20 protein-coding genes and 1 riboswitch are annotated in these 24,348 nt (G+C 33.2%); of the genes, 2 read left to right on the top strand and 18 right to left on the bottom strand.

Annotated elements, in window-relative coordinates:
- The 7 genes from AC13CQ_RS02635 to AC13CQ_RS02605 all read right to left on the bottom strand — a co-directional run bounded on the left by AC13CQ_RS02635 (position 1) and on the right by AC13CQ_RS02605 (position 7,776).
- The gene (locus AC13CQ_RS02635) at positions 1 to 1,920 is read right to left on the bottom strand and encodes a DUF3857 domain-containing protein (RefSeq protein WP_474507768.1); all 1,920 of its coding nucleotides are present in this window, start codon (positions 1,918 to 1,920) and stop codon (positions 1 to 3) included.
- A 68-nt stretch (positions 1,921 to 1,988) separates the two neighbouring features.
- Positions 1,989 to 2,441: a D-aminoacyl-tRNA deacylase gene (gene dtd, locus AC13CQ_RS02630; RefSeq protein ID WP_008612347.1), complete on the bottom strand. Its 453-nt coding sequence runs from the start codon at positions 2,439 to 2,441 to the stop codon at positions 1,989 to 1,991.
- A 157-nt stretch (positions 2,442 to 2,598) separates the two neighbouring features.
- Positions 2,599 to 3,546, bottom strand: coding sequence for a ribosome small subunit-dependent GTPase A (gene rsgA, locus AC13CQ_RS02625; protein ID WP_474507154.1), 948 nt, complete (start codon positions 3,544 to 3,546; stop codon positions 2,599 to 2,601).
- A gap of 86 nt (positions 3,547 to 3,632) precedes the next feature.
- Complete coding sequence (locus tag AC13CQ_RS02620; RefSeq protein WP_008612341.1) at positions 3,633 to 4,715, bottom strand: bifunctional 3-deoxy-7-phosphoheptulonate synthase/chorismate mutase type II; 1,083 nt, start codon at positions 4,713 to 4,715, stop codon at positions 3,633 to 3,635.
- A gap of 11 nt (positions 4,716 to 4,726) precedes the next feature.
- Positions 4,727 to 5,587 (bottom strand): prephenate dehydrogenase, encoded by an 861-nt coding sequence (locus tag AC13CQ_RS02615; protein WP_008612338.1) that lies wholly within the window; start codon positions 5,585 to 5,587, stop codon positions 4,727 to 4,729.
- Positions 5,588 to 5,806: 219 nt separating this feature from the next.
- Complete coding sequence (locus AC13CQ_RS02610; protein ID WP_008612337.1) at positions 5,807 to 6,952, bottom strand: pyridoxal phosphate-dependent aminotransferase; 1,146 nt, start codon at positions 6,950 to 6,952, stop codon at positions 5,807 to 5,809.
- The gene (locus AC13CQ_RS02605; protein WP_337900382.1) at positions 6,949 to 7,776 is read right to left on the bottom strand and encodes a prephenate dehydratase; all 828 of its coding nucleotides are present in this window, start codon (positions 7,774 to 7,776) and stop codon (positions 6,949 to 6,951) included. The genes AC13CQ_RS02610 and AC13CQ_RS02605 overlap by 4 nt, the downstream gene beginning before the upstream one ends.
- Before the next feature lie 883 nt (positions 7,777 to 8,659).
- Between AC13CQ_RS02605 and pncB the strand changes: the two genes are divergently transcribed.
- Positions 8,660 to 9,847 carry a nicotinate phosphoribosyltransferase gene (gene pncB, locus AC13CQ_RS02600; protein WP_337900383.1) on the top strand — a complete coding sequence of 396 codons (1,188 nt, stop codon included), beginning with the start codon at positions 8,660 to 8,662 and terminating at the stop codon, positions 9,845 to 9,847.
- Positions 9,848 to 9,950: 103 nt separating this feature from the next.
- Positions 9,951 to 10,847, top strand: coding sequence for a gliding motility-associated ABC transporter ATP-binding subunit GldA (gldA, locus tag AC13CQ_RS02595; RefSeq protein ID WP_337900384.1), 897 nt, complete (start codon positions 9,951 to 9,953; stop codon positions 10,845 to 10,847).
- Here gldA and AC13CQ_RS02590 read toward each other — a convergent pair whose 3' ends face one another.
- From AC13CQ_RS02590 to AC13CQ_RS02540, 11 genes are all read right to left on the bottom strand, one after another.
- Positions 10,848 to 11,312 carry a hypothetical protein gene (locus AC13CQ_RS02590; protein WP_474507155.1) on the bottom strand — a complete coding sequence of 155 codons (465 nt, stop codon included), beginning with the start codon at positions 11,310 to 11,312 and terminating at the stop codon, positions 10,848 to 10,850.
- Between the two features lie 163 nt (positions 11,313 to 11,475).
- Positions 11,476 to 12,753 (bottom strand): NAD(P)/FAD-dependent oxidoreductase, encoded by a 1,278-nt coding sequence (locus AC13CQ_RS02585; RefSeq protein ID WP_335588907.1) that lies wholly within the window; start codon positions 12,751 to 12,753, stop codon positions 11,476 to 11,478.
- Positions 12,754 to 12,959: 206 nt separating this feature from the next.
- Positions 12,960 to 14,213 carry a DUF4331 family protein gene (locus AC13CQ_RS02580; protein ID WP_474507156.1) on the bottom strand — a complete coding sequence of 418 codons (1,254 nt, stop codon included), beginning with the start codon at positions 14,211 to 14,213 and terminating at the stop codon, positions 12,960 to 12,962.
- Positions 14,214 to 14,749: 536 nt separating this feature from the next.
- Positions 14,750 to 15,736: an ankyrin repeat domain-containing protein gene (locus AC13CQ_RS02575; RefSeq protein ID WP_040879611.1), complete on the bottom strand. Its 987-nt coding sequence runs from the start codon at positions 15,734 to 15,736 to the stop codon at positions 14,750 to 14,752.
- Positions 15,699 to 16,469: a head GIN domain-containing protein gene (locus AC13CQ_RS02570; protein ID WP_335588909.1), complete on the bottom strand. Its 771-nt coding sequence runs from the start codon at positions 16,467 to 16,469 to the stop codon at positions 15,699 to 15,701. The genes AC13CQ_RS02575 and AC13CQ_RS02570 overlap by 38 nt, the downstream gene beginning before the upstream one ends.
- A gap of 116 nt (positions 16,470 to 16,585) precedes the next feature.
- Positions 16,586 to 17,686 carry an acyloxyacyl hydrolase gene (locus AC13CQ_RS02565; RefSeq protein ID WP_008612326.1) on the bottom strand — a complete coding sequence of 367 codons (1,101 nt, stop codon included), beginning with the start codon at positions 17,684 to 17,686 and terminating at the stop codon, positions 16,586 to 16,588.
- 33 nt (positions 17,687 to 17,719) lie between these two features.
- Positions 17,720 to 18,673: a methylenetetrahydrofolate reductase [NAD(P)H] gene (metF, locus tag AC13CQ_RS02560; RefSeq protein ID WP_008612324.1), complete on the bottom strand. Its 954-nt coding sequence runs from the start codon at positions 18,671 to 18,673 to the stop codon at positions 17,720 to 17,722.
- 123 nt (positions 18,674 to 18,796) lie between these two features.
- Positions 18,797 to 19,036, bottom strand: a complete 240-nt coding sequence (locus AC13CQ_RS02555; RefSeq protein ID WP_337900390.1) for a hypothetical protein — start codon at positions 19,034 to 19,036, stop codon at positions 18,797 to 18,799.
- 67 nt (positions 19,037 to 19,103) lie between these two features.
- Positions 19,104 to 21,821, bottom strand: coding sequence for a methionine synthase (gene metH, locus AC13CQ_RS02550; RefSeq protein ID WP_474507157.1), 2,718 nt, complete (start codon positions 21,819 to 21,821; stop codon positions 19,104 to 19,106).
- A gap of 71 nt (positions 21,822 to 21,892) precedes the next feature.
- On the bottom strand, positions 21,893 to 22,900 hold the full coding sequence (locus tag AC13CQ_RS02545) for a homocysteine S-methyltransferase family protein (RefSeq protein WP_008612319.1): 1,008 nt from the start codon (positions 22,898 to 22,900) through the stop codon (positions 21,893 to 21,895).
- 99 nt (positions 22,901 to 22,999) lie between these two features.
- A riboswitch (SAM riboswitch) is annotated at positions 23,000 to 23,129 on the bottom strand.
- A 163-nt stretch (positions 23,130 to 23,292) separates the two neighbouring features.
- Positions 23,293 to 24,348 (bottom strand): NAD(P)/FAD-dependent oxidoreductase (locus AC13CQ_RS02540; RefSeq protein WP_008612318.1); only part of this gene is annotated, 1,056 nt, incomplete at its 5' end.

Genomic DNA, 24,348 nt, shown 5'->3' with positions numbered 1-24,348 from the left:
TTAACTGTTGTTGATTAATACTATTTTAGCGTTTTCAAGTTTTGATATATTTTTCCTAAAATCTCTATATTGATTGTACTTTTCTTTAGGATAAATACCATTTTTCAAAAAAAACTTCTTTTTATATAAAAGATTATTGTCTTCTGTTTTTTCTAATTCAAATGAATAACTTCCAAATTCATTCTCAAATGATTCGTTACTCGGCATTGCCTCAATTTGATACCCTTCTGGAATTTTTATTTTATATGTATCGGAATGTTGAAATCCTCGTTCTATTTCAAATGGTGATTTTCGATCTCTATATCGAGATGGGATGTACATGTTTCTGTCAAAAGAATTCAAATTAAAAATTATACGACTTCCCGATATTGATCCATATTTTTTAGCAGAAACATCTACTTTCTCAGTAAAAACTACATTGTCTTTATCGTTTTCAAAACTGATGTTTTCTAAATTCAAATTATTTACATAACCCCAATACTCTTTATAATAATTTAATAAATCTTCATGATTATTTCCTTCCAATATAAAATGATTATCATAAACAATCCCTTTGGACACTATCTCTACTTGTCCTTTAATCCCGCCATCTCCCATTAATTCATACGCACCAATAGTTTCCTTAGAGTTATGTTCATTTAAATAAGACACTGTTTTTACTATTTCCCCTCCTTCTGGCTTCATTATTAACACATTCCTATTATCGGTAAAATCTCCCACAAAGTTAAATGGATGAATTCTTGAGGTACAATCTATCCATAAGTATCCATTATCAGAAGGAATAGCTAAAATTGCATGATTCCCTTGTGCTAAAGAAGCAAATTCTTTATCAAAATCTACTAAATTACTTCCAGCTTCCACATGGGTATAATAAGCCTCTACACCTACTTTTTCCAATAACGCTTTTGTATAATTTGAAAGCCCTTTACAGTCGCCATACTTTACCATATCAACCTCTTCTGCCGCTATTGGCTGAATTCCCCCTATTCCTACTTGAACACTTATATAACGTGTTTGCTCTTGCACATATTCATATACCTTTTGAGCCTTTATGAGAGGATCTTCAATTCCTGCAACTAATTGTTTTACATTCTGAACAGAAGCTTCTGATAGGTTAGTTCTATCCGCCAAAATCTTGTCGTACATCCATTGCCCCAACTCATTCCAGTTTGAAGCATTTCCCTCTATTCCATTTACACTAAAATGATTCGATGCAACTTGAATTTTAGGAATTCTATTTAATAAACTTGGCGCTAATTCTTCCCTTTCAATGGCAGGCAAGGAATTGGCTTTATATGTAATTATATTATCATCTGATATCTTTTTAATATCATACCCATCAAAATTATCTTCTTTAAACCTCAATTCTGTATCTTTTTGATAAGCAATATGGTATACACTTTTTTCTACGCTTAAATTATACCCAGTGATAAAATACCAAGAAGGAATATAAGCTGTATTGGAAGTTTCAATTTCAGATACAAATTTTAAAGTATATGGATATGTTGTAGGCGTATAATCGACATAAAGCATTCTATGGTCAGAATAAAGTGTTCCATTCGGAACCGCACTTTTGTCTATAAAATCTCTTTTTTTATATTTCTTTATCTCTTGCCCTAGTTGATTATAAATACTTATTTCTAATGAATTAATTCTTCTACCCTCATTATAATATTCATACGTATCAATATGGCTATTCCCTGCCTTATTGAGTACTGTTATGGTATATTCCTTATATATTTTCATCTCATCAAAAGATGACATGTTTACAGAGATGCTATCATACCGTACTACAGCATCAGCATTTTTTAGAGATTCATTTTGAAGTAATACAGATTGTAATTCAATAGATTCTTGTGAATAAGAAGCACTTAGCGATACAAATAGACATATAAAGCCTAATAGGTTTTTTAACCTCATTTGGTTGTTTAGGATTAGTTGGGGAATAAAAATATAAAACTTCTTTAAATAAGCAACATTTTCATTGATTAAATCCTATTTTTAGAATCAATTATAATCGTTACAGGGCCATCATTTAGTAAAGAAACTTTCATATCTGCACCAAATTCTCCTGTTCCAACTTTTTTTCCTAATTCATTTTCAAGCTGATTAACAAAGGCTTCGTACAAAGGAATTGACACCTCTGGTTTTGCTGCTTTTAAATAGGAAGGTCTGTTTCCTTTTTTTGTAGAAGCATGCAAGGTAAACTGACTCACAACTATTGCATCTCCATCAACATCTTTTATTGACAAATTCATTACGCCTTCTGCATCGTTAAAAATACGGAGTCCTACTATTTTCCGACAAAGCCATGCTATATCTTCTTGTGTATCGGCATCCTCTATTCCTAAAAGAACAAGCAACCCTTTTTTAATTTCAGATTTTACTTTGCCTTCTATGGTAACACTAGCTTCTGTAACTCTTTGTATAACTATACGCATGTTTTGGTTAATAGTTGATAGTTGTTAGTTATTGGTTATTGGTTATTGGTTATTGGTTAATAGTTAATAGATGATTGGTTGTTAGTATTGATTTGAAACTTATTTGGCTTTACCATGCAACAAAAACTAATTATTTAGCATTTTTCAGCTTCCAAAATCAATCGCCGTAAATATCGGTTCTATAATTTTCTTCTTCTCCTTCTATTATTTGTAAATAACTTTTATAACGACTCCAAGCTATTTTATCTTCTTCTAAAGCATCTTTAATAGCGCACTTTGGCTCGTCTATATGCAAACAATTATTAAACTTACATTCACTTTTCAGCTTAAAAAATTCTGGAAAATAATTTCCTACTTCATATTTTTCCATATTCACAATTCCAAAACCTTTTATTCCTGGCGTATCAATAATACGTGCATCAAAACTAAGATCAAACATTTCGGCAAAGGTTGTAGTATGCTGCCCTTGCTTATGTTGCTCTGAAATTTCAGAAGTTTTTAAGTCCAACGCTGGTTCTATTGTATTTATTAATGTAGATTTCCCTACCCCTGAGTGCCCAGAAAAAATACTTGTTTTACCAGTCATTAAAGACTTAACTTCTTCTATATTTAATCCAGTTTTGGCAGAAACTTCAATACACTTGTACCCTATTTGCTCATATACACTTATTAAGTAACGAACGTCTATTAATTCCGCTTCGGTATAGGTGTCTATTTTATTAAAAAGCAATATAGGAGTTACATGGTATGCTTCTGAAGTAACCAAAAAACGATCTATAAAATCGGTAAATGTAGTGGGATTGTTAAGTGTTATTAGCAGAAAAGCATTATCAATATTAGCGCCAATAATATGGGTTCTTTTGGAAAGATTAACCGATTTACGAATGATATAATTTTTTCGTTCGTGGATATCTTTAATTACCCCTAAAGTTTCATCGCCAATAGTTTCTAGGTCTAGCGTAACAATATCTCCAACAGCAATGGGATTAGTACTCTTTATACCTTGAATTCTAAACTTCCCCTTTATTCTACAATTGTAAAACTTGCCATTTTCCGTTTTAATACTATACCAACTTCCTGTTGATTTATAAACAATTCCCGTCATATTAAAAAGTAAGAAGTCAAAAGTACAAATTTAGAAGTTAGCGATCTTCTTCGTCTGTACTTTTGACTTCCATTTATACAATTTAATTATCCTTTTACTACCTTTTCTTGGTGGTTAATAGATTCTTGGTGAATTGCTTTAAAAATACGTAAAATAAATTCTTCACTTAATCCTTTTTCTTCTCCATCCATTATCATTTTTCCAAGAATTTCATTCCATCTTTTAGACTGAAGAACGGCTACGTTACGCGATTTTTTAAGTTTTCCAATTTCATCGGAAACCTTCATTCTTTTTCCTAGCATTTCTACTAATGAATTATCGATAACATCAATCTGAGCACGACAATTAGTTAATTTATTATTATAATCTGCTTCTTCGTCTGTCTCTTTTCTAATTTTTAAATCACGCATAATCTGTTTTAAAGACTCTGGAGTAACTTGTTGTGCAGCATCACTCCATGCTTTATCAGGATTATTATGAGTTTCAATCATTAATCCATCATAATTTAAATCTAAAGCAGTTTGAGAAACATCAAAAATCATTTCTCTATTTCCTGTAATATGAGATGGATCTAAAATTAAAGGCAAATCTGGAAATTTATTCTGAAGTTCAATAGCCAATTGCCACTCTGGATTATTACGGTATTTAGATTTCTCATAAGTTGAAAATCCTCTGTGAATAACTCCTAAGTTTTTAATGTTTTTGCTGTACAAACGTTCCACCCCTCCTAACCATAAAGAAAGGTCTGGATTAACTGGGTTTTTTACCAATACAATCTTATCGGTTCCTTCAAGTGCGTCTGCAATTTCTTGAATAATAAACGGACTTACGGTAGAGCGTGCTCCAATCCATAACAAATCTACATCGTTCTCCAATGCTAATTCTACGTGTGCTCTATTAGCAACCTCGGTAGCTGTTTTTAAACCCGTTTCTTCTTTAACTTTCTTTAACCACTCTAAACCAATAGCACCAACACCTTCAAAATTTCCTGGGCGAGTTCTAGGCTTCCAAATTCCAGCACGGTAGTAGTTTACATCGCTGTCTTTAAGCTCGTGAGCAATTTTTAATACTTGTTCTTCTGTTTCTGCGCTACATGGGCCTGCTATTACTAGCGGATGATCTAAGTTCATCTTGTCTAACCATGTTCTTAATCCTGCTGAATTTTCCATTTTAATTTTACTTATGAAGTTTTGATTGAAATTCCTTTTAATATTTCTTTTATTCTATTTGTTTCTGCCATTTCTTTATAAATAGCTTCAAAATCATCTTCTTCCATCAATTGCTTAAATCTCAGAAGATTGGTAATATATTCGTCTAATGTTTCTATTACATTTTCTTTATTATGCTCAAAAATAGGGCTCCACATTGCGGGCGAACTCTTGGCTAAACGTACTGTACTCTCAAATCCACTGCCTGCCATATCGAAAATATCTCGTTCATTTTTTTCTTTTTCAATTACCGTTTTCCCTAACATAAATGAACTTATGTGCGATAAATGCGATACATATGCAATGTGCCTATCATGTGCTTTTGGTTCCATATACCTAATTCGCATTCCTAAATCGTTAAAAATTGTAAATGCACGCTCTTGCAACTTAAAAGCCGTTTTTTCAACCTCACAAATAATATTTGTTTTGTCTTTATACAATCCTTTAATTGCTGCTTTAGGTCCAGAAAATTCTGTCCCAGCAATTGGATGTGTTGCTAAAAAATTTCTTCGCTTTGGATGATTTTCTATAACACTACAAATATTAACTTTTGTGGAACCAACATCAAAAACCAAAGTATCGTCTTTTACGATGTCCAACACCTTAGGAGTTACATCTATAGACACATTTACAGGAATAGAAATTATAACTACATCGGCATTCTTTACATCTTCAAAAACTCCCTTCTCATCTATAAAACCAAGCGCTAAGGCTTCTTCCATATGGTTTTGGTCTGCATCAAACCCAATAATTTTAATATCGTTATTGGCAGCTTTCATGTCGATTGCCATCGACCCTCCTATGAGCCCTAACCCTATTATAAATACATTCATTTTGAATTTTTATTTACAAGTTCTGACACACAATTTAGAATTAACAAATCCATCATTTTTTCTCTTTTTCCATTCTCTTTACTCTCTTCTATCTTCTCTATTTTCATTACTCTTCAATCTACTCCCTCCGCACACTCTTCTCTCTTCTCTATCCTCTCTTCTCTATTTTCTATTTTCTATTCCCTCTACTCTATCTTTTTGACCTTCTTTCCCCCTCCTCTAAAATCTATCTATTGCTTCCTTTATTTTGTCTTCTTTTACACAAAGTGAAAACCGGATATATCCTTCTCCATTACTCCCAAAAATGGTTCCTGGAGTTATAAATATGCTTTTATCATACAATATATCATCAATAAATTTTTCTGCGGAAGTTACTCCTTCAGGCAATTTAGACCATACAAACATCCCCGAAGCATTTTTATCATACGTGCAATTTAAAGTCTCAGCTAATTGAAAAATTAAATCTCTACGTCTTTTGTAAACCTTATTTAATTCGGCATACCAGTCCATTGAAGACTCTAAAGCCTTAACAGCTCCTTTTTGCAAGCCATAAAACATCCCGCTATCCATATTACTTTTCACTTTTAAAACAGCATCCAAATGTTGAGCACTTCCTAAAACAAAACCTACTCTCCAGCCTGCCATATTAAAAGTTTTACTCAACGAATTAAGTTCTAAAGCTACCTCCTTTGCTCCTTCAATTTCTAGAATACTCAATCTGTTGTCATTCAATACAAAGCTATATGGATTGTCGTTTACCAATAATATATTATTACGCTTTGCAAAAGCCACCAAATCTTTAAAAATCTGTTTTGAAGCGTTTGCTCCTGTTGGCATATGCGGGTAACTAAGCCACATCATTTTTACTTTAGAAAGATCGGTAGCTTCCAATTCCTCTATATTTGGCAACCAATTCCCCTTTTCAGTCAAATTGTAATACTTAGGATTAGCTCCTACCAATTTTGTAACCGAAGTATATGTTGGGTATCCAGGATTTGGAATTAAAACCTCATCGCCTTCATTTAAAAAAGCCATACTAATGTGCATAATCCCTTCTTTAGAGCCCATTAAAGGTAAAATCTCTTTTTCACTATCTATAGCAACATTAAAATGCTCTTGATAAAAATTAGCTGCAGCCGTTCTTAACTCTGGCAACCCCTGATAACTTTGATATTGATGCGCTTTATCTTCACGAAGTGAAGAAACTAACGCCTGCAATACCTCCTCAGAAGGCGCCATATCTGGACTCCCTATTCCCATATTAATAATAGGTTTCCCTTCAGCAATTAAACCCCGTACTTCTCTTAATTTTTTTGAGAAATAATATTCTTCAACACTATGTAAACGCTTGGCTACTTGTATCATTTTTTTGCATTTTTATATTCGCCATGCACCTTAAAATGAGATGCCATAATGGCTAGTAACGATTTTGCTTTTTCAAAATCATCATATTGTTCAAAAGTTAAATCCACAAAGAAGGAATACCTCCATGGAGTTTCTATTTTTGGCAACGACTGAATTTTAGTAAGATTGAGCTTACAATCGCTCATTACATTTAAAACCGTTGCTAAACTCCCTCGCTTTGTTCCCAATTCAAACATTAGAGAAGCCTTATTAATTTCTTCCTTAGGAATAACAGAGTTTTTTGTTTTTACAATAACAAAACGTGTTTCGTTATTTTTTATCGTTTGAATATCCTCAGCTAACATCTCTAATTCAAAAATGGATGCTGCAGCCTTACTTGCAATGGCTCCAATTCCTTTTATTTGTCCATGATGAATCCGCCTAGCAACCTCTGCGGTATCGGCATCTTCAATCAATTTAATATGTGGATATTGCTTAAAAAACACTTTACACTGAAGCAATGCCATTGGGTGTGAATACACCTCTTTTATATCTTCTATAGATTGCCCTTTTAGCGCTAATAAATTATGATGAACATTAATATAGTGTTCTCCAATTATGTGCAAATTATTAGCATCTATCAACGCATAATTTGGTATAATAGAACCTGCTATTGAGTTTTCAATAGCCATAACCGCCACATTTGTATGCTTGTTCAGCAAGCTATCCACCAAAGCATCAAAAGACAAACATTCGTCTACAATTACCTCTTTTCCAAAATATTCCTGTGCCACTTGGTGGTGAAAAGAACCTAATATTCCTTGTATTGCAACTTTATTATTCATTCAAATTTTGCATAAAAAAAAGTCCCGAAAATAATTCCGGGACTCTATATAATTTACTTTAACAATAACCTATAACTGTCCCGTTCCTTTATTAAAGAAATAAAAGAAGAAAAAATAAAAGTTCCAGATATAAGCGTTTGTTAACATGTGTTTTTTTCGTTTACGTTGCTAATGTAATTATTAATTTGAAATATAGAACCTCTCATTTAATTTTTTTTGAAAAAAATATAATTTCTTAACTTTTTTTCAATATTTAATTTCAAAAATCACGTTTTATTGATAATCCTCCATTCAGTTTTTGGCTACAAATCTATTCTGTCCTAAAAAATTGAATGTAAGGGAACAACCATGTAAAGTAAAAAATGTTTAGAACGATAGCTTAAATATAATTCTCCACATTATACTCTTCTTAGGTTTTTGTGTTTAAGGAAAAATAGTGCTTTTATCTTTTAATGTCATTAATGTCCGAGTAAAAATACAAGACCGCTTCGCTATAAGAAAAAAGAACAAAGACTAAATCTTAAATGCCAAAAAATAAGTAGTTTAAAGAAATAACATTTCAAAAATCCTCTTTTTATTTATTTTTATTAATAGCAAGGGGGCTATTTTGAAAACCCTATTTGAACCTTGATATAAGTGGAGTTCAATAAATTCCGTTAACTTTTATCGGACAACAATATTTTAATGTAGTATTTTTGGTATAGAACTCGGGTAAAATAAGTTTAATCAACTACCTCGGGGCAAGCCCACAAGGTATTCAAAGGAAACAAATTTATCTCATTTCGACGCAGAGCCCTTCGGTAAACTCAGGACAGGCTCTGGGGAATTAGACCCTCAATGAGGACTAAAAAATATATAATAACTTTCAGCATTAATAAAGCATATGTTAAAAGAGCATAACCATACTGTTTTCAATTCTATTTTAGATAACGACTTCTATAAATTTACAATGCAATGTGCCGTTGTAAAACTATTTCCAAATACACAGGCCAAGTATAAGTTTATAAATAGAGGTGCACATAAATTCCCTACAGGATTTGATAAAGCGCTTCGAACTGCTGTAGATAATATGGCATTATTGCAACTTACGAAAGACGAGAAAAAGTTTTTACGTGAAAATTGTCAATACTTAAACCCTGCTTATGTAGATTTTTTAGAAGGATACAGATACGACCCATCCGAAGTATCAATTAGACAAACAGGGGAAGACTTAGAAGTGTATGTTTCTGGATATTGGTATCGAACCATTTTGTGGGAAGTACCACTTTTAGCAATGATTAGCGAATTGTTTTATGAACTGACCCATCAAGAAGGTTGGAAAAAAGAAAAGGTAGTTTCTAATACACTTGATAAAATAAAACTCTATAATGAATTAGGAGTAACTTTTGCTGAATTTGGAACTCGCAGAAGGCATTCCTACAGAACACACCGAGAGGTGGTACACACACTTTCTTCCTACAAAGGAAAAAGCTTTATTGGTTCTAGTAATGTGCATATGGCAATGCTATATAATGTAAAACCAATTGGAACACACGCCCATGAGTGGTTTATGTTCCATGCGGCGGAGTATGGTTTTAAAATGGCAAACGCCATGTCTCTAGAACATTGGGTAGATGTTTACCGAGGCGACTTAGGAGTGGCGCTTTCTGATACATACACTACAGAGGTTTTCTTTAAGCAATTCGACACCAAGTTTGCTAAACTGTTTGATGGCGTTAGGCATGATAGCGGCGATCCAATTGAGTTTGCCGAAAAAACTATTGCACATTATAAAAGTCATGGAATAAATCCACTCTACAAATACATTATTTTTTCTGACGGATTAAACCCTAGAAAAGTCGAATCTATTACAAAAGCTTGCAAAGGAAAAATAGGACTTTCCTTCGGAATAGGTACGAATTTAACTAACGATGTAGGTCTAAAACCAATGAATATTGTAATTAAGCTTACAGATGTGTTGACGAGCGACCAAGAGTGGTTGCCAACAGTAAAATTGTCGGACGAGCCTAATAAACATACTGGTGATCCAAAAATGATAGCTCTAGCAAAAGAATTATTACGAATAAAGTAATTTCTTTATTACAAGTAGCGCAGGTATTAAACCTTATGAAAGATTAAAAAAGCTTTCAAAAATTACCCTTTCTACTTTCAAACTTTACTACTACATTTGAAATATGTCTATAGAAGTTTTAAATATCACAAAAAAATATGGAGCTCAAGAAGCTCTAAAAAATGTTTCTTTCAGCATTAAAAAAGGAGAAATAGTTGGTTTTTTAGGCCCAAATGGTGCTGGAAAATCTACTATGATGAAGATTTTAACCACCTACCTTACTCCAACAGAAGGAGATGCTAAAGTAAATAATTACGATATTAAAACACATAAAATAGGAGTTCAAAAAAGTGTTGGCTATCTCCCAGAACATAATCCGCTACATTTAGATATGTATGTAAGAGAATACCTAAGCTACACAGCAAGCCTATATAAGGTTTCTAAAGACACTATTGCAACTGTAATTTCCCAATGCGGTTTATTGCCAGAGGCTAATAAAAAAATTGGCACCTTATCAAAAGGATATAGACAGCGCGTTGGATTGGCCGCATCTCTAATTGGTAATCCTGAGGTTTTAATTTTAGATGAACCTACTACAGGATTAGATCCTAACCAATTGCTAGAAGTTAGGAAATTGATTAAAGATATTGGTGGAGAGAAAACTATTTTACTTTCTACACATATTATGCAGGAAGTGGAAGCAATTTGCGACCGTGTTATAATTATTAATAAAGGAGCGATTGTTGCTGATAAAAAACTCACGGAACTTAGAGAAGCCAAAGAACAAATTATTGAAGTTGAATTTGATTACCGTGTAGAAGAAGCTTTTCTTCTTAAATTACCAAATGTAAAACACGTTAAAAACAAGATAGGTTTTGTTTACGAAATTACTTTTGAAACCAATAAAGATATGCGCGCATCTGTTTTTGATTTTGCACACGATAACGGTTTAAAAACCCTACAACTAAATCAAAAAAATAAAAATCTAGAGAGTTTATTTGTAGAGTTAACTAATCAATAATTATTTAGAAATTCGAACAAATTTTTCAATATTTAGATGGTTTACATTTAACTTTTCTATCTTTTCAATAGCAGTTGTATAAAGTGTATCTCCCTCTATTCGGTATTCTAAATCAAAGCTGTGTCCTTCCCAATCTCTATTATTAAAATATTCAAGGTTTTCAGTATAAATATTCCCGTTTACTGTATAAGAACCTCCTCCGGCTGCGTATATAGCAGTGCTGTCCTTACCATGGTTTAAGTCGTGACGCAAAAAAGCAAAATGAGTTTCGTTTATAATTTTAATCATTTCTTGTCCAGTGGTAAAATCGGTTACCGAGGTATCCTTTTCCTGAATTACTGTAGCAGAAACCAATTTCCAAGTTCCCATTAAATCTAGCTTATCTTCTTTTTTTATACCTTTTTTAGAGTTACAGGAATATAGTAAAGCTGTTACTATAATAAATAGCAATGATGTTATTCTCATGTTTTTGGTTGGTTTAATTAATTTGATTGTTTTTATCTAAAAATAACTACCTAGGAAGCAAGCCCACCAGGTGGTCAAAGGAAACAAATTTTAACTCATTTCGACACAAATCCCTTCTATAAATTCAGGGGCAGGCGTTGGGGAATTAGCCCCCTATAAGGGATTAATTCTTTGTATCTCTAGGTTTAATAATCATTCTAAACGATTGATCTTTTTTGAAATAATATCCTGTCCAATCGTACAATGCACGAAGTCTATTTTTATAATTAACAAGCGACATGATATGTACAAAAATCCATATAAACCATGCAGGAAATCCTTTCAAAAAGAAGCTTTCATTAGGACCGTCTGTAACCGCTTTATTACGCCCAATAATTGCCATTGAACCTTTATCGGCATATTCAAAAGCCTTCCAATCTCCTTTATTTTTCAATAAGTTTTCTCCTAAATTTTCCGCTTGTTGTATTGCAACTTGAGCTACTTGAGGATGCCCGTCGGGATATTTTTTATCTCCAGCCAAAATAGCTGTATCTCCAACAGCATAAATATTGGTATAACCATCTACAAGGTTAAATTCATTTGTTTTTAATCGGCGACCTCTTCCATAGTCTTCTTTCTTAAAACCGTCAAATACTTTTGCCGATACTCCTGCGGCCCAAATTAAATTTTTAGAATCAATAGTAGTATCATCAGATAAGTAAACAACATCCTCTTTAAAATCAGTAACAAGTGTTTTAAGCTTTACTTTTACTCCCAAACCTTCCAATTTCTCTTGAGAATACTTTTGGGATTTCTCAGACATCGGAGCCAATACTGCATCCAGTCCATCTAATAAATAAACTTCTCCTAAATCTTCTTTAACCAGTTCTGGATAATCTTTTGTTATAATATGTTTACGCATCTCTGCCAAAATTCCAGAGAGTTCAACGCCTGTAGGACCAGCTCCAGCTATTACAAAAGATAATAATTTTTTTCTGTGCAATGGATCTTGTACACGCGTGGCTCTTTCTAAACGTGTAAAAAGTAAATTCCGTAAAGCCAGTGCATCCCCAATTGTTTTCATTGGTAATGAGTGCTTTTTAACATTCTCATTCCCAAAAAAATTGGTTTCTGTTCCCGTTGCCATTATCAGTATATCATAAGACAACTCCCCATTGCTAAGCACTATTTTATTTTCTTCAGAAACTACTTTTTGCAAAGCTCCCAATCGGAATCTAACATTTTCTTTCCCTCTCAATATTTTCCGAAATGGGTAACTAATTGCAGATGGCTCCATAAAACCAGAAGCTACTTGATAAAGCAAAGGTGGAAAAAAATTATAATTATTTAAGTCGACTAAAACTACCTCATAAACATCAGATTTTTTCAGCTTATTAATGAGTTCAATCCCTGCAAAACCACCTCCTACAATTACGATTCTCTTTTTTTTATCTACTTCCATCTCTTGCTACAACTTTTTTATTTCAAAGTTAGGTTAAACTATTAAATTTAAGTTAGTGTACTAGAATAAGTTTATAGTGCTTTTATAAAAAAATCCGAAGAACTAAGCACTAGCTCTCCGGATTTACTTATTAATCTATATAATTTAGTCTTTACTCTTATAACGGCACGGTCTTGTATTTTTACTCAGATATTAATGTTTTTTAATTACTTTTTCTTACTAAAAAGTATAAAGACCCCAAATAACACTACCATCCCAATTAAAATATAACTCCATATATTAAAAGGCTCTCCCTCTAATTCGTTCGCATCTTTCTGAGGTAAATACTCATAGTTTTTTTCATTCTCTTTTATTGCATTTACCGTTACCACCTTAACTCTTTTATCTAAGGCATCTATATATGCTTTATCTATTGGTATGGTATAAGGGAAGTTGGGTTGGTAACGCTCTAATTTAATAGCTACTTTATCATCTATTGGAGTTTCAGAGCCTACCATAAGTCCTAAAGTAACATTCATTGCGTCTTCATGTAATGGCCTTCCATTAAATTTTTCCATTCCGTAATGCGCCTTGGTTCCAATTTTATAGGGTACAATATCTGGATAAATTCGTTCCATTAATTGTTTTAAATATGCATCTGTATCTTTTTGAATTCCTGCTGCATTAACATAATTACTTAGATTTTCTATTACATTTTGCTTTATTTCTTCATCTACCACTGCTCCTTGAGAACCATATTTAGACCTTAATTTATCGTCATATCCCATATAAAAATGAGGAAATAATACATTAGCAATATGGTTTACTTGATGCCAGTGACCTGGTTCTTCCTCAAGCGAAGTTGATGCGTAATAAAAAATATCTTCTGGCAAAAACTCATTTGGAATTTCAAACACTATGACAGCAGCATTTCCTTTCCCGAAAAAATTCCCTTTTTCTCCAACATCAAAAGTAGACAAATCATACTCTTTTTTTTCAAGCACTTTATGCTTAAACGCTTCTGCTCCCACTGCATTCCCCTGAAAATTATCATGTGTAGTTCCAGTCCATATTTTAATACCGTTATCTAATTCTAAAACTCTATTAATTGGCCCCTCGGCAATTAAAGTTCCTGTTTCATGTAAACTATTTTCTGGTTGATCGTCCCAGTACATCTGTACCTCATTGTTTTTAAAGGTAAAACTGAACAGCTGTCCTTTGTCAAACTCTTTATTTTTAGCTATATGAAATTTATATATTCCTTTAGACGAAAAATTAAAACTATCTTTTTTTGATTTAGGATTTATATCTGCTAGAAGCACTGTTTTGTTAGATTCTGTAGATTTAAACACAAATAGATCTAACAAATCCATCTCAGGATATTTCTTTGCCAAATCGGTTTCGAAATGATGTCCCGCAGTTAAAAAAAACAATGCTATTGGAGCTAATAAAAGTACTATAATTCTATTTTTTATTTTCATGATTAATTAAGCTATTTATTTTAATCTATTATCTTATATTTTTACTTCAACACCTTTTAGTATTTTCTTTATAATTAAGATTAATTCATACTAAAAGATATAATTTAACCTTCCTTTTATTGAAGAAACACACTTCTGCTCTTATTTCCATTTCTTCTTCATAGCTAAGACTGTATCAAGCTTAACTTCGAAATAGAAGTATACGATTTTTAAATATGTAGTTTCGGAAATCAACTACCTCGAGGCAAGCTTACGAGGTATTCAAAGGAAAAAATAATTTAATCCATTTCGACGCAGAGCCCTTCGGTAAACTCAGCACAGACTCTGGGCAATAAACCCCTCAATGAGGGATTTATAAAAAGAGTTTGATACTTTGATAGATTATTCCGATTCATAAATTAGATTAAATATAGAAAATTATTTACAATAAATGATTTTTTTAGATTATAAAATACTAAATTGATACTATAATCTATTTTTAAAACTGTTCATTGCCTTAGAGGAAGTTAAAAACAAAGCTGAATTCTAAAAAACAATCATTTTGAGCGAGAAATAATTTTAATAAGGGTAGGATCGCCTAGCTTATCGGCTTTTTGAAGAACACTAAGACTATCAGAAATAGTAATTGCATTAGGATTTGCACCAGCCTTTACAAGGGATTTTGCTATTTTATAGACTTGTTTTTTATGGGTATTATAAGATTCTGAATTATGAGTAGCCAGATATAACACATAATGTAAAGGAGTTATATTATCATTATATTCTTTACGGTGAAACAATTCAAACATTTGTTCACTTTTAATAGGCTTATTGACGTTGGCTCTATTTTTAATCAAAAAGTTAACCGCATCAATATTAAAGCTCTCTATAGCATTATGCAAAGCAGTTTTCCCTTTTTTGTCAGATAAATTAACGTTAGTCCCCGCTGTTATGAGTCGCTTTGCAAGAGTAAAGTCTCCTATACTGTCGTAAAAAATAGCGGCTGTAAGTATTAATGGATCACTTGGATCTGTATATGCTGTATAAGGAAGGTCTGTAATTGGGAGTTTATTTTTAGCTACATAATTAGTGAGCTTTTTCATTAATGGAGGGAGCGAATCCTTTTCATTAAATTGTTTCATCCAGTATGCTAATGTTTCTTTTTTTGGATCAAAACCATAATCCAACAATAAATTAATAGTCGCTAAATTTCCACGCTCAGCAGCCCAATTAGCAGGCATTCCATATCTTGAAACTGAATTTGGATTTGCACCTTGTTGTAATAAGTATTCAATAATCTCTAAATCCCCTCCACTACAAGCAGGGAATAATAGCGGCACTTCTCCTATTTCAACACCAACTGTACCTACATTTATTTCATTACTAGAAACAATTTCTTTTAATTCCTTGATTTTACCCTCCTTAATTAAGTGTTCTAATTCTTGATGGGTTACCTTTTGGGCTGTGGCTACAACACTAAAAACCAATAGAACAACAATCTTAAGATTAATCTTCATAAATAAGCTTCCCTTTGTAATGTTCATTTACTTGCACAGATTCTGGTGTTCCAACAGAAATAACATCTCCTGTACTATAGATATCTCCTTTTAAGGATTTGGATGCTTTTACAATTACATCATTAGAACTCCGATGGTAAATAGTTGCATTTTCTACGGAAAAATTTCGCCCTTCAAAACGACCATTTCCCGATGCCATATTAACATTCAAATTGGTTGCTGTACCATCTATGAAAATATTAGAAATACCATTAAATATTATTTGAAAAGAAGTAACATTTACATCCAAATAAATATTAGCACTTGTTAGATATTCATTATTCTGATAATTTTCAGAATAAACTACTAATCTTTCTCCTTCAATTACACCATCAGAATAAATCTCTCTTTGAGTAGCGCTTCTAATTTCAGAAATAGTTGGTGCGGTTACATAAATATTTGTATTGTCGTACTCTCTAACATAATTACAAACATTAGTATCGGTTAAGATTAATTGGTTGTCTACTACTTCTACTTTGATATCGTTTAATAAGTTTTCTCCAGATTCAATTTCTACTTTATAAACATCGCCTTGTTTGATAATCATGGAAACGCCTTCATTTACCAAAATTTTAGAAAAAGGAGTTACTGGTCGTTCTTCCTTAACTACAGTTCCTGAAGCTTGAATACAATCGTTCGCATCTTTACTATCGCAACTAGTAAAAATTAACAAGAAAATTATACCGAAGAAAGCTATACTATTTTGTATGTTTTTATTCACACGAATAAATTTAAATTAAACGCCTTATCTTGAAAATCTTTAATCTATTCATTTCCTTTTTTACAGTATCTAATTTGGTTCTAATGAATCTTTCCACGAAAGTTTCATCTAAAAAATTATAACCTATACCCAATTCCAACTTCTACAGCTTCTGCTTGTGCTGCATGGGCTTTAACTGCAACCACTGCAAACAACTTTTTCTTTTTAGTTAAGTATCCTTTTACACCGCCACGCAAATACATTCTGCCTTCATAATCTATAGGATAATACAGGTAATAGCCCGCTTGCGTAACCACGGAAAGCCGATTGATAAACAATTCGTGACCAACAAAAATCCCAGCACGTTTATAATCTTCTGTTCCATCCAAGCCCCTTTCAGGGTAGGCAATACTACTATATTTTATATATTCCTTTAAAAAATTAGAATAGAAAACATCGGTTCCTAATTGTATGGCACTTTTTTTATTGATTCGCTTATCAGCATAAAAAGAAAAAATATAGAAAGGAAATTGCCCGCTATCGATAACATCACTTTGGTTAACACCAGTTCTAAACACAAAATTATATCGAACAGGCTCATTAAATCTATTGGTTAAACCTTCGGTTACTTTGTATTCTGGCTCTATTGTTTCTAACTGATAATTAATCCCAATATTTAGTGTAATTGAATTGATACTAGTATTTGGCGCTTTGGTATTTCCGTTGGAATAATGAATAAGAGACAATCCCCCCTGCACTCCAAGTCGATTAAAAATGCGCTCTTTTTTATAATTCAGCATTAAATAAGTACTGCTAAGTACTTTTGAACCAAAAGCTACATTTCTGTAGTTCTCTTCTTTATCATATGGTTTCCCTGCTAAAGCAATACCTTGACCAATCCTCAACATCAAATTTCTATTAAAAAAATAAAAATTATAATGCCCATAAATGGCGAGGTTATCTCCCATGTATTCATTTTTAAAGTCTTGAAAACTTAAGGAAACACCATAATCTGGATAATTATACAATTGCTCCCATTCTTTATTTCCATATGTTTTTTTATTCCAACTCAGAATAAAACCTTCAGGATGACCTGTAATAAGATGTAGAATATCGTTATTATGTCTAGAAATATTTCCATAGAAATAACTCAGATCTACATAGGATGAATTTGGCTTTTCCTGAGCATTACAAACAACGGAAAGGGCTACTAAAAGAATGACAACTACTCTTTGCATAAAATTTATTTCGCAACAAAAGTAACCTTATTTTTAAAATAAAGCGGAGGCAATAGCCTTAATATTGTCCGATTTTCCCATAGAATAATAATGCAATAATGGAACACCTGCGTCTTTAAGTTCTTTAGATTGTTGAATACACCATTCAATTCCTACTTGGCGAACCTCTTTATTGTTCTTACAGCTATCTACAGCATTCACTAAATCTTCTGGTAAATCTATTTTAAAAACCTGAGGTAATAATTGCAAGTGCTTTTTAACAGCAATTGGTTTGATTCCAGGAATAATTGGCACATTAATTCCGGCGGATTTAGCTTTTTCTAGAAACTCAAAAAACTTACTATTATCAAAAAACATTTGTGTTACAATATAATCTGCACCCGCATCTACCTTTTCTTTTAATTTTTTAAGATCAAAATCTAATGAAGGAGCTTCCAAGTGTTTTTCAGGATACCCTGCTACCCCGATGCAAAAATCTGAGCAATTACTTGCTTCTATAGTTTCATGAAGGTATTTTCCTTCACACATATTTCTTATTTGCGTAACCAATTCGGTAGCGTAGGTATGTCCGCCATCTGTTGGTTCAAAATAGCGTTGATGTTTCATTGCATCTCCCCGAAGTGCCATAACATTTTCTATTCCTAAATACTGGCAATCTACCAATAAATACTCCGTTTCTTCCTTTGTAAATCCACCACAAAGTACATGTGGAATGGTATCTACATTGTATTTATGTTTTAAAGCAGCGCAAATTCCTACAGTTCCAGGACGCATACGAGTAACCTTACGATCAAAAAGCCCATCTCTTTCAATGTAAACAAATTCTTCTCTAGAGGTTGTTACATCTATAAAAGGAGGATTAAACTCCATTAATGGATCTATATTATTATATAATTCCTGAATATTTTTACCCTTTTGAGGTGGGATAATTTCAAAAGAAAACATTGTTTTCCCGTTGGCTTTTTTTATATGATCGGTTACTTTCATTTTTTACTAAATAGGTTTTATTTTATACGAACCTGAAGCAAATTCAGATTAACATATTTTAGTGTTTTTTTACTTTATTACTTTCAACTTTATAACTTAAAAACTTTCAACTTTACAACTTTATTACAGCAATAGCTTCTTAACATCTTCAAAATCTCCTTCATATTCCCAATAAATCCATCGCCCATCAAGATAATCTGTTAAAATATATTTTTCACTCAAAGATTTTACTCTTGAAACTGAAACCAGCTTTTTTGAAAATCCTTCTACTGAAACTACTTCAGTAATTTCTCTATTATTTTCATCATAGCCATGAGATATAAGATGACTCCCTAAAGCTAACTCTATAAATTTTGGTTTCATATCTTGGTTATTGCTGCTTCGTAGTTTTTACTTTCTAATTTTATAAACTTTCTACTTTTAACTTTTTCTAATCCGCAATATTAGGATTTAGCCATTTTGTGGCCTCTTCAATACTAATATTTCTACGCTTTGCATAATCGGCAACTTGGTCTTCTTTAATTTTCCCTAAACCAAAATATTTACTTTCAGGATTAGCAAAATAGTACCCTGATACTGATGATGCTGGCCACATGGCAAGGCTATCTGTTAACTTCACTCCTATTTCCTCTTCTACATTTAGAACTTCCCAAATTACTTTTTTCTCCAAGTGATCTGGACAAGCAGGATATCCTGGAGCCGGACGAATACCTTTATAATTCTCTTTAATAAGCTCTTCATTAGACAACTTCTCATCAGAATCATACCCCCAAATTTCTTTACGAACTTGCTCGTGTAAATACTCTGCAAAGGCTTCTGCTAATCGGTCGGCAAGTGCTTTAATCATTATCGAATTATAATCGTCTAAATCTTTAACATATTTATCAGATATTTCGTCTACTCCAAAACCAGTTGTAACACAGAAAGCTCCCACATAATCTTGTTTTCCAATTTCTCTTGGTGCTATAAAATCTGCCAATGCTATATTAGAAGCACGCTTATTTTTTTCTGATTGCTGACGTAAGGTTAGGAATTTATTCAACTCTTTCCCTGCTTCGTCATACAATTGTATATCGTCATCATCTACTTGATTTGCAGGAAAAATCCCTAAAATCCCTTTTGCGGTAAGCCACTTTTCATCAATAATACTATTTAGCATTGTTGTAGCCTCTGCAAATAGTTTTGTAGCTTCGGTACCAACTACCTCATCTTCTAAAATAGCAGGATACTTTCCATGTAATTCCCACGATCTAAAAAAAGGAGTCCAATCTATATATGGTCTTAATTTATCTAAAGAAATTTCCACCTGTTTCACCCCAATAAAATTTGGTTTTTCAGGCGTAAATTCCTCCCAATTTAATTGTAATTTATTCTTTCTAGCCTGTTCAATGGTTAAGAAGTTCTTCTCACGAGAACGATTCAAAAATCCTTCTCTGAGTTTATCATATTCACTTCTTAATGAAACACCATAAGCTTCTTTCAGCTTCGGATTCATTAGGCTTCCTGCTACATTTACAGCACGAGAAGCATCGTTTACATGGACTACAGTTTTAGAATATTCAGGAGCAATTTTTACAGCCGTATGCGCACGTGAAGTTGTAGCTCCACCTATCATTACTGGAATATTTAAATTTAATTTCTCTAACTCTTTAGCCAAATAAACCATTTCATCCAACGATGGCGTTATAAGTCCGCTAAGCCCTATAATATCCACCTCTTGGTCTATAGCCGCTTGAATTATTTTTTCTGGCGGCACCATCACTCCAAGGTCTACAATTTCATAATTATTACAACCTAAAACAACGCTTACAATATTTTTTCCTATATCATGAACATCTCCTTTTACGGTTGCCATTAAAACCTTTCCGGCTGATCGAGACCTCTCATCTTTTTCTGCTTCGATATATGGTAATAAATAAGCTACTGCTTTCTTCATTACACGAGCAGATTTTACTACCTGTGGCAGAAACATTTTCCCACTTCCAAAGAGGTCTCCAACTACATTCATTCCATTCATTAAATACCCTTCGATAACCTCAATGGGTTTATCTACTGCTTGGCGAGCCTCTTCTGCATCATCCTCTACAAATTCTAAAACTCCTTTTACTAAGGAGTGCGTAATTCGTTCCTGTAAAGTACCACTACGCCATTCTTGCGCTTGCTTTTCGTTTACTTTTCCATTGCCTTTTACCGTTTCAGCATAATCAAGTAAACGCTCTGTAGCATCCTCTCTTCGATCAAGGAGTACATCTTCAATGTAAACTAATAATTCTTTATTTATCTCATCATAAATCTCTAACATTTCAGGATTTACAATCCCCATAGTCATTCCATGCTGTATTCCATGATACAAAAAGGCAGCATTCATTGCTTCTCTTACTGTATTATTTCCACGGAAGGAAAACGACACATTACTCACCCCTCCACTAATATGCGCATGAGGAAGGTTTTCCCGAATCCATTTAGTAGCACGAAAGAAATCTACCGCATTTTGACGGTGCTCTTCCATCCCTGTTCCTACTGGAAATATATTTGGATCGAAGATAATGTCCTGAGGAGAAAACTTAACTTTCTCAACTAAAATATCGTAAGAACGCTTACAAATTTCAATTCGTCTTTCGTAAGAATCTGCTTGACCAACTTCATCAAATGCCATTACAATTACAGCTGCTCCGTAACGTTTTATCAATTTTGCTCGCTCTATAAACTCTGGCTCTCCTTCTTTTAAACTGATAGAATTTACTATCCCTTTACCTTGCGTAACTTGAAGTCCAGCTTCTATGATGTCCCATTTAGAACTATCTATCATAATTGGAACACGTGCAATATCTGGCTCCGCAGCAATCAAATTTAAAAACTTCACCATTGCCCATTTCCCATCGAGCATCCCTTCATCCATATTTACATCGATGATCTGTGCTCCTCCTTCCACCTGAGCTCTTGCTACTTCTAATGCTTCGTCAAAATTTTCTTCTTTAATTAACCGAAGAAATTTTCGAGAACCTGTAACATTAGTTCGCTCTCCAACATTTACAAAATTGGTGTTCCCATCAATTACCAAAGGTTCTAAACCAGATAAAACTAGCGGTTTTCGTTTTTCGCTTTTCGGTTTTCGTTTATCGTTATTCGTTATTCGTTCGTCGTTCATCGTTTATAGTCCTTCCTTATTCTTTATTCATGACCCTATGCTTCGACAAGCTCAGCATGACAATTATTCATTTAATTATAGCTCTCAACTACTACTTTTCTTGGCTCAAATTCCGAAGCTATTTCCGACAATAACCTTATATGATCTGGAGTAGTTCCACAGCATCCTCCTACAATATTCACCACATATTCTTCCATATAATTACGCACCAATTTTTGCATTTCTTTAGCTGTTTGATCATATTCTCCAAAATGATTTGGTAAGCCTGCGTTTGGATAAGCTGAAATATAGAAAGGCGATTGCTGCGATAATCGTTTTACATATGGCAATAATTGATCGGCTCCAAGGGCACAATTAAAACCTACACTTAAAAGTGGAATATGAGATATACTTATTAAAAAAGCCTCTGCAGTTTGTCCTGATAGAGTTCTCCCCGAAGCATCCGTAATTGTACCACTTACCATAATTGGAATATCAATTCCTCGCTCTTCTTTTACTTCTTCAATTGCAAATAAAGCTGCTTTAGCATTTAGAGTGTCAAAAATAGTTTCTACTAATAAAACATCCACTCCACCATCTACCAACCCTTCTACTTGTTGCTTGTATGCAATACGAAGTTCATCAAAAGTAACTGCTCGATACCCTGGGTCGTTAACATCTGGAGACATACTTGCTGTTCTATTTGTAGGTCCCATAGCACCTGCTACAAAACGAGGTTTCTCAGGATTCTCTGCAGTAAATTTATCCGCTACTTGCTTAGCAATTTTAGCAGATTCGTAATTTAATTCGTAAACAATGTCTTCTAAATGATAATCGGCCATTGCAATAGTAGTCCCAGAAAATGTATTGGTCTCTATAATATCTGCTCCAGCCTCAAAATATTTTGCATGAACTTCTGCAATTGCCTTTGGTTGGGTTAAAGACAACAGGTCATTATTCCCTTGCAAAGGGTGTTCAAAGTCCTTGAAACGCTCTCCACGAAAATCTTCTTCAGTAAATTTATAGCGCTGCAACATCGTTCCCATAGCTCCATCGAGCACTAAAATTCTCTTTTCGAGTTCTTTTCTAATATCCTTCATTCAGTTCTACTTAAAATAGTATAAAATAATTATACGCTTCAAAGCGTAATTTGTAATATGTATATCAAGAGGGTGTGAAATAAAAAAAAGGAAGTCTTTTTGTTATCTGTCCGTATTATCTACGGTAGAACGTAGCACCTTCTCTAAGAAAACTTCCTTGTTAATTGAAGTACATAAAGGGTTGCTAAGGCTTCTGCGGGTCTAATCCCTACACCTTTCTTGATAACGTTCAATAAAATTATGAACAATTTTGATGCAAATATAGCGCACATTTTACTGTTAAGCAAATGCCTCTTGTTTAATTTATTCTGAAAAAAATGTCTCTAAAAAACAAAAGCAAATCTGTATCTTTCAACGGATTTGCTTTTTATAAATTCTAAAAGAAATTGCTCTTAAACAATACTTTTAATCACTTCTTTTTTAGCTTCTTTTTTAGTTCCATCAAATCCTTGAACTCCACCAACAGTTGTATATTTCATTACATATTTTTTGTCTGGAAAAATACGTTGGTAAGCACTCTGACACATTACTGCTGCTTCATGGAAACCAGAAAGAATTAACTTTAATTTCCCAGGGTATGTATTTACATCGCCAATAGCATAAACCCCCGGAATATTGGTAGAATAATCATACGCATTATTCACCTTTATAGCATTCTTTTCTATCTCCAAGCCCCAATTTGCAATTGGTCCTAACTTTGGTGACAATCCAAAAAGTGGAATAAAATTATCTACCTCCACATGAGATTCGCCATTTTTAAGATGTTTTACGGTTACCGCTTCCAATGTATCTTCTCCATGTAGCTGCGTTACCTCTGCTTCGGTAATTAACTCTACTTTTCCTTTTTTAGAAAGTTCTGCTACTTTTTCAACAGAATCTAAGGCACCTCTAAATTCATTTCTGCGGTGTACTAAATAAACTTCCGAAGCAACATCGGCTAAATAAATAGACCAATCCAAGGCAGAATCTCCACCCCCAGCTATCAATACTTTTTTATCTCTGTAAACTTCTGGGTCTTTTATAATGTAAGAAACCCCATTATCTTCATACTTATCTATATTTTCTAACTGTGGCTTTCTAGGCTCAAAACTTCCTAATCCTCCAGCAATTACAACTACTGGCGCATGGTGTTTTGTTCCCTTATTGGTGGTTACAATAAAGCTTTCGTCTTCTAATTTTTCAATCGTTTCCGCTCTTTCTCCCAAGGTATAAGTAGGTTCAAAAGATTTAATTTGCTCTAAAAGATTTTTTACCAAATCGCCAGCCAAAATCTCTGGAAAACCAGGAATATCATAAATTGGTTTTTTTGGATAAATCTCAGAACATTGCCCTCCTGGTTGTGGTAAGGCATCAATTAAATGGCACTTCAATTTTAATAATCCCGCTTCAAAAACAGTGAATAATCCCGTTGGCCCTGCTCCTATTATTAGTATATCTGTTTTAATCAT

It is taken from the genome of Galbibacter sp. L-19, assembly GCF_056857615.1.
This window is presented reverse-complemented; position numbering and strand designations above follow the sequence as displayed.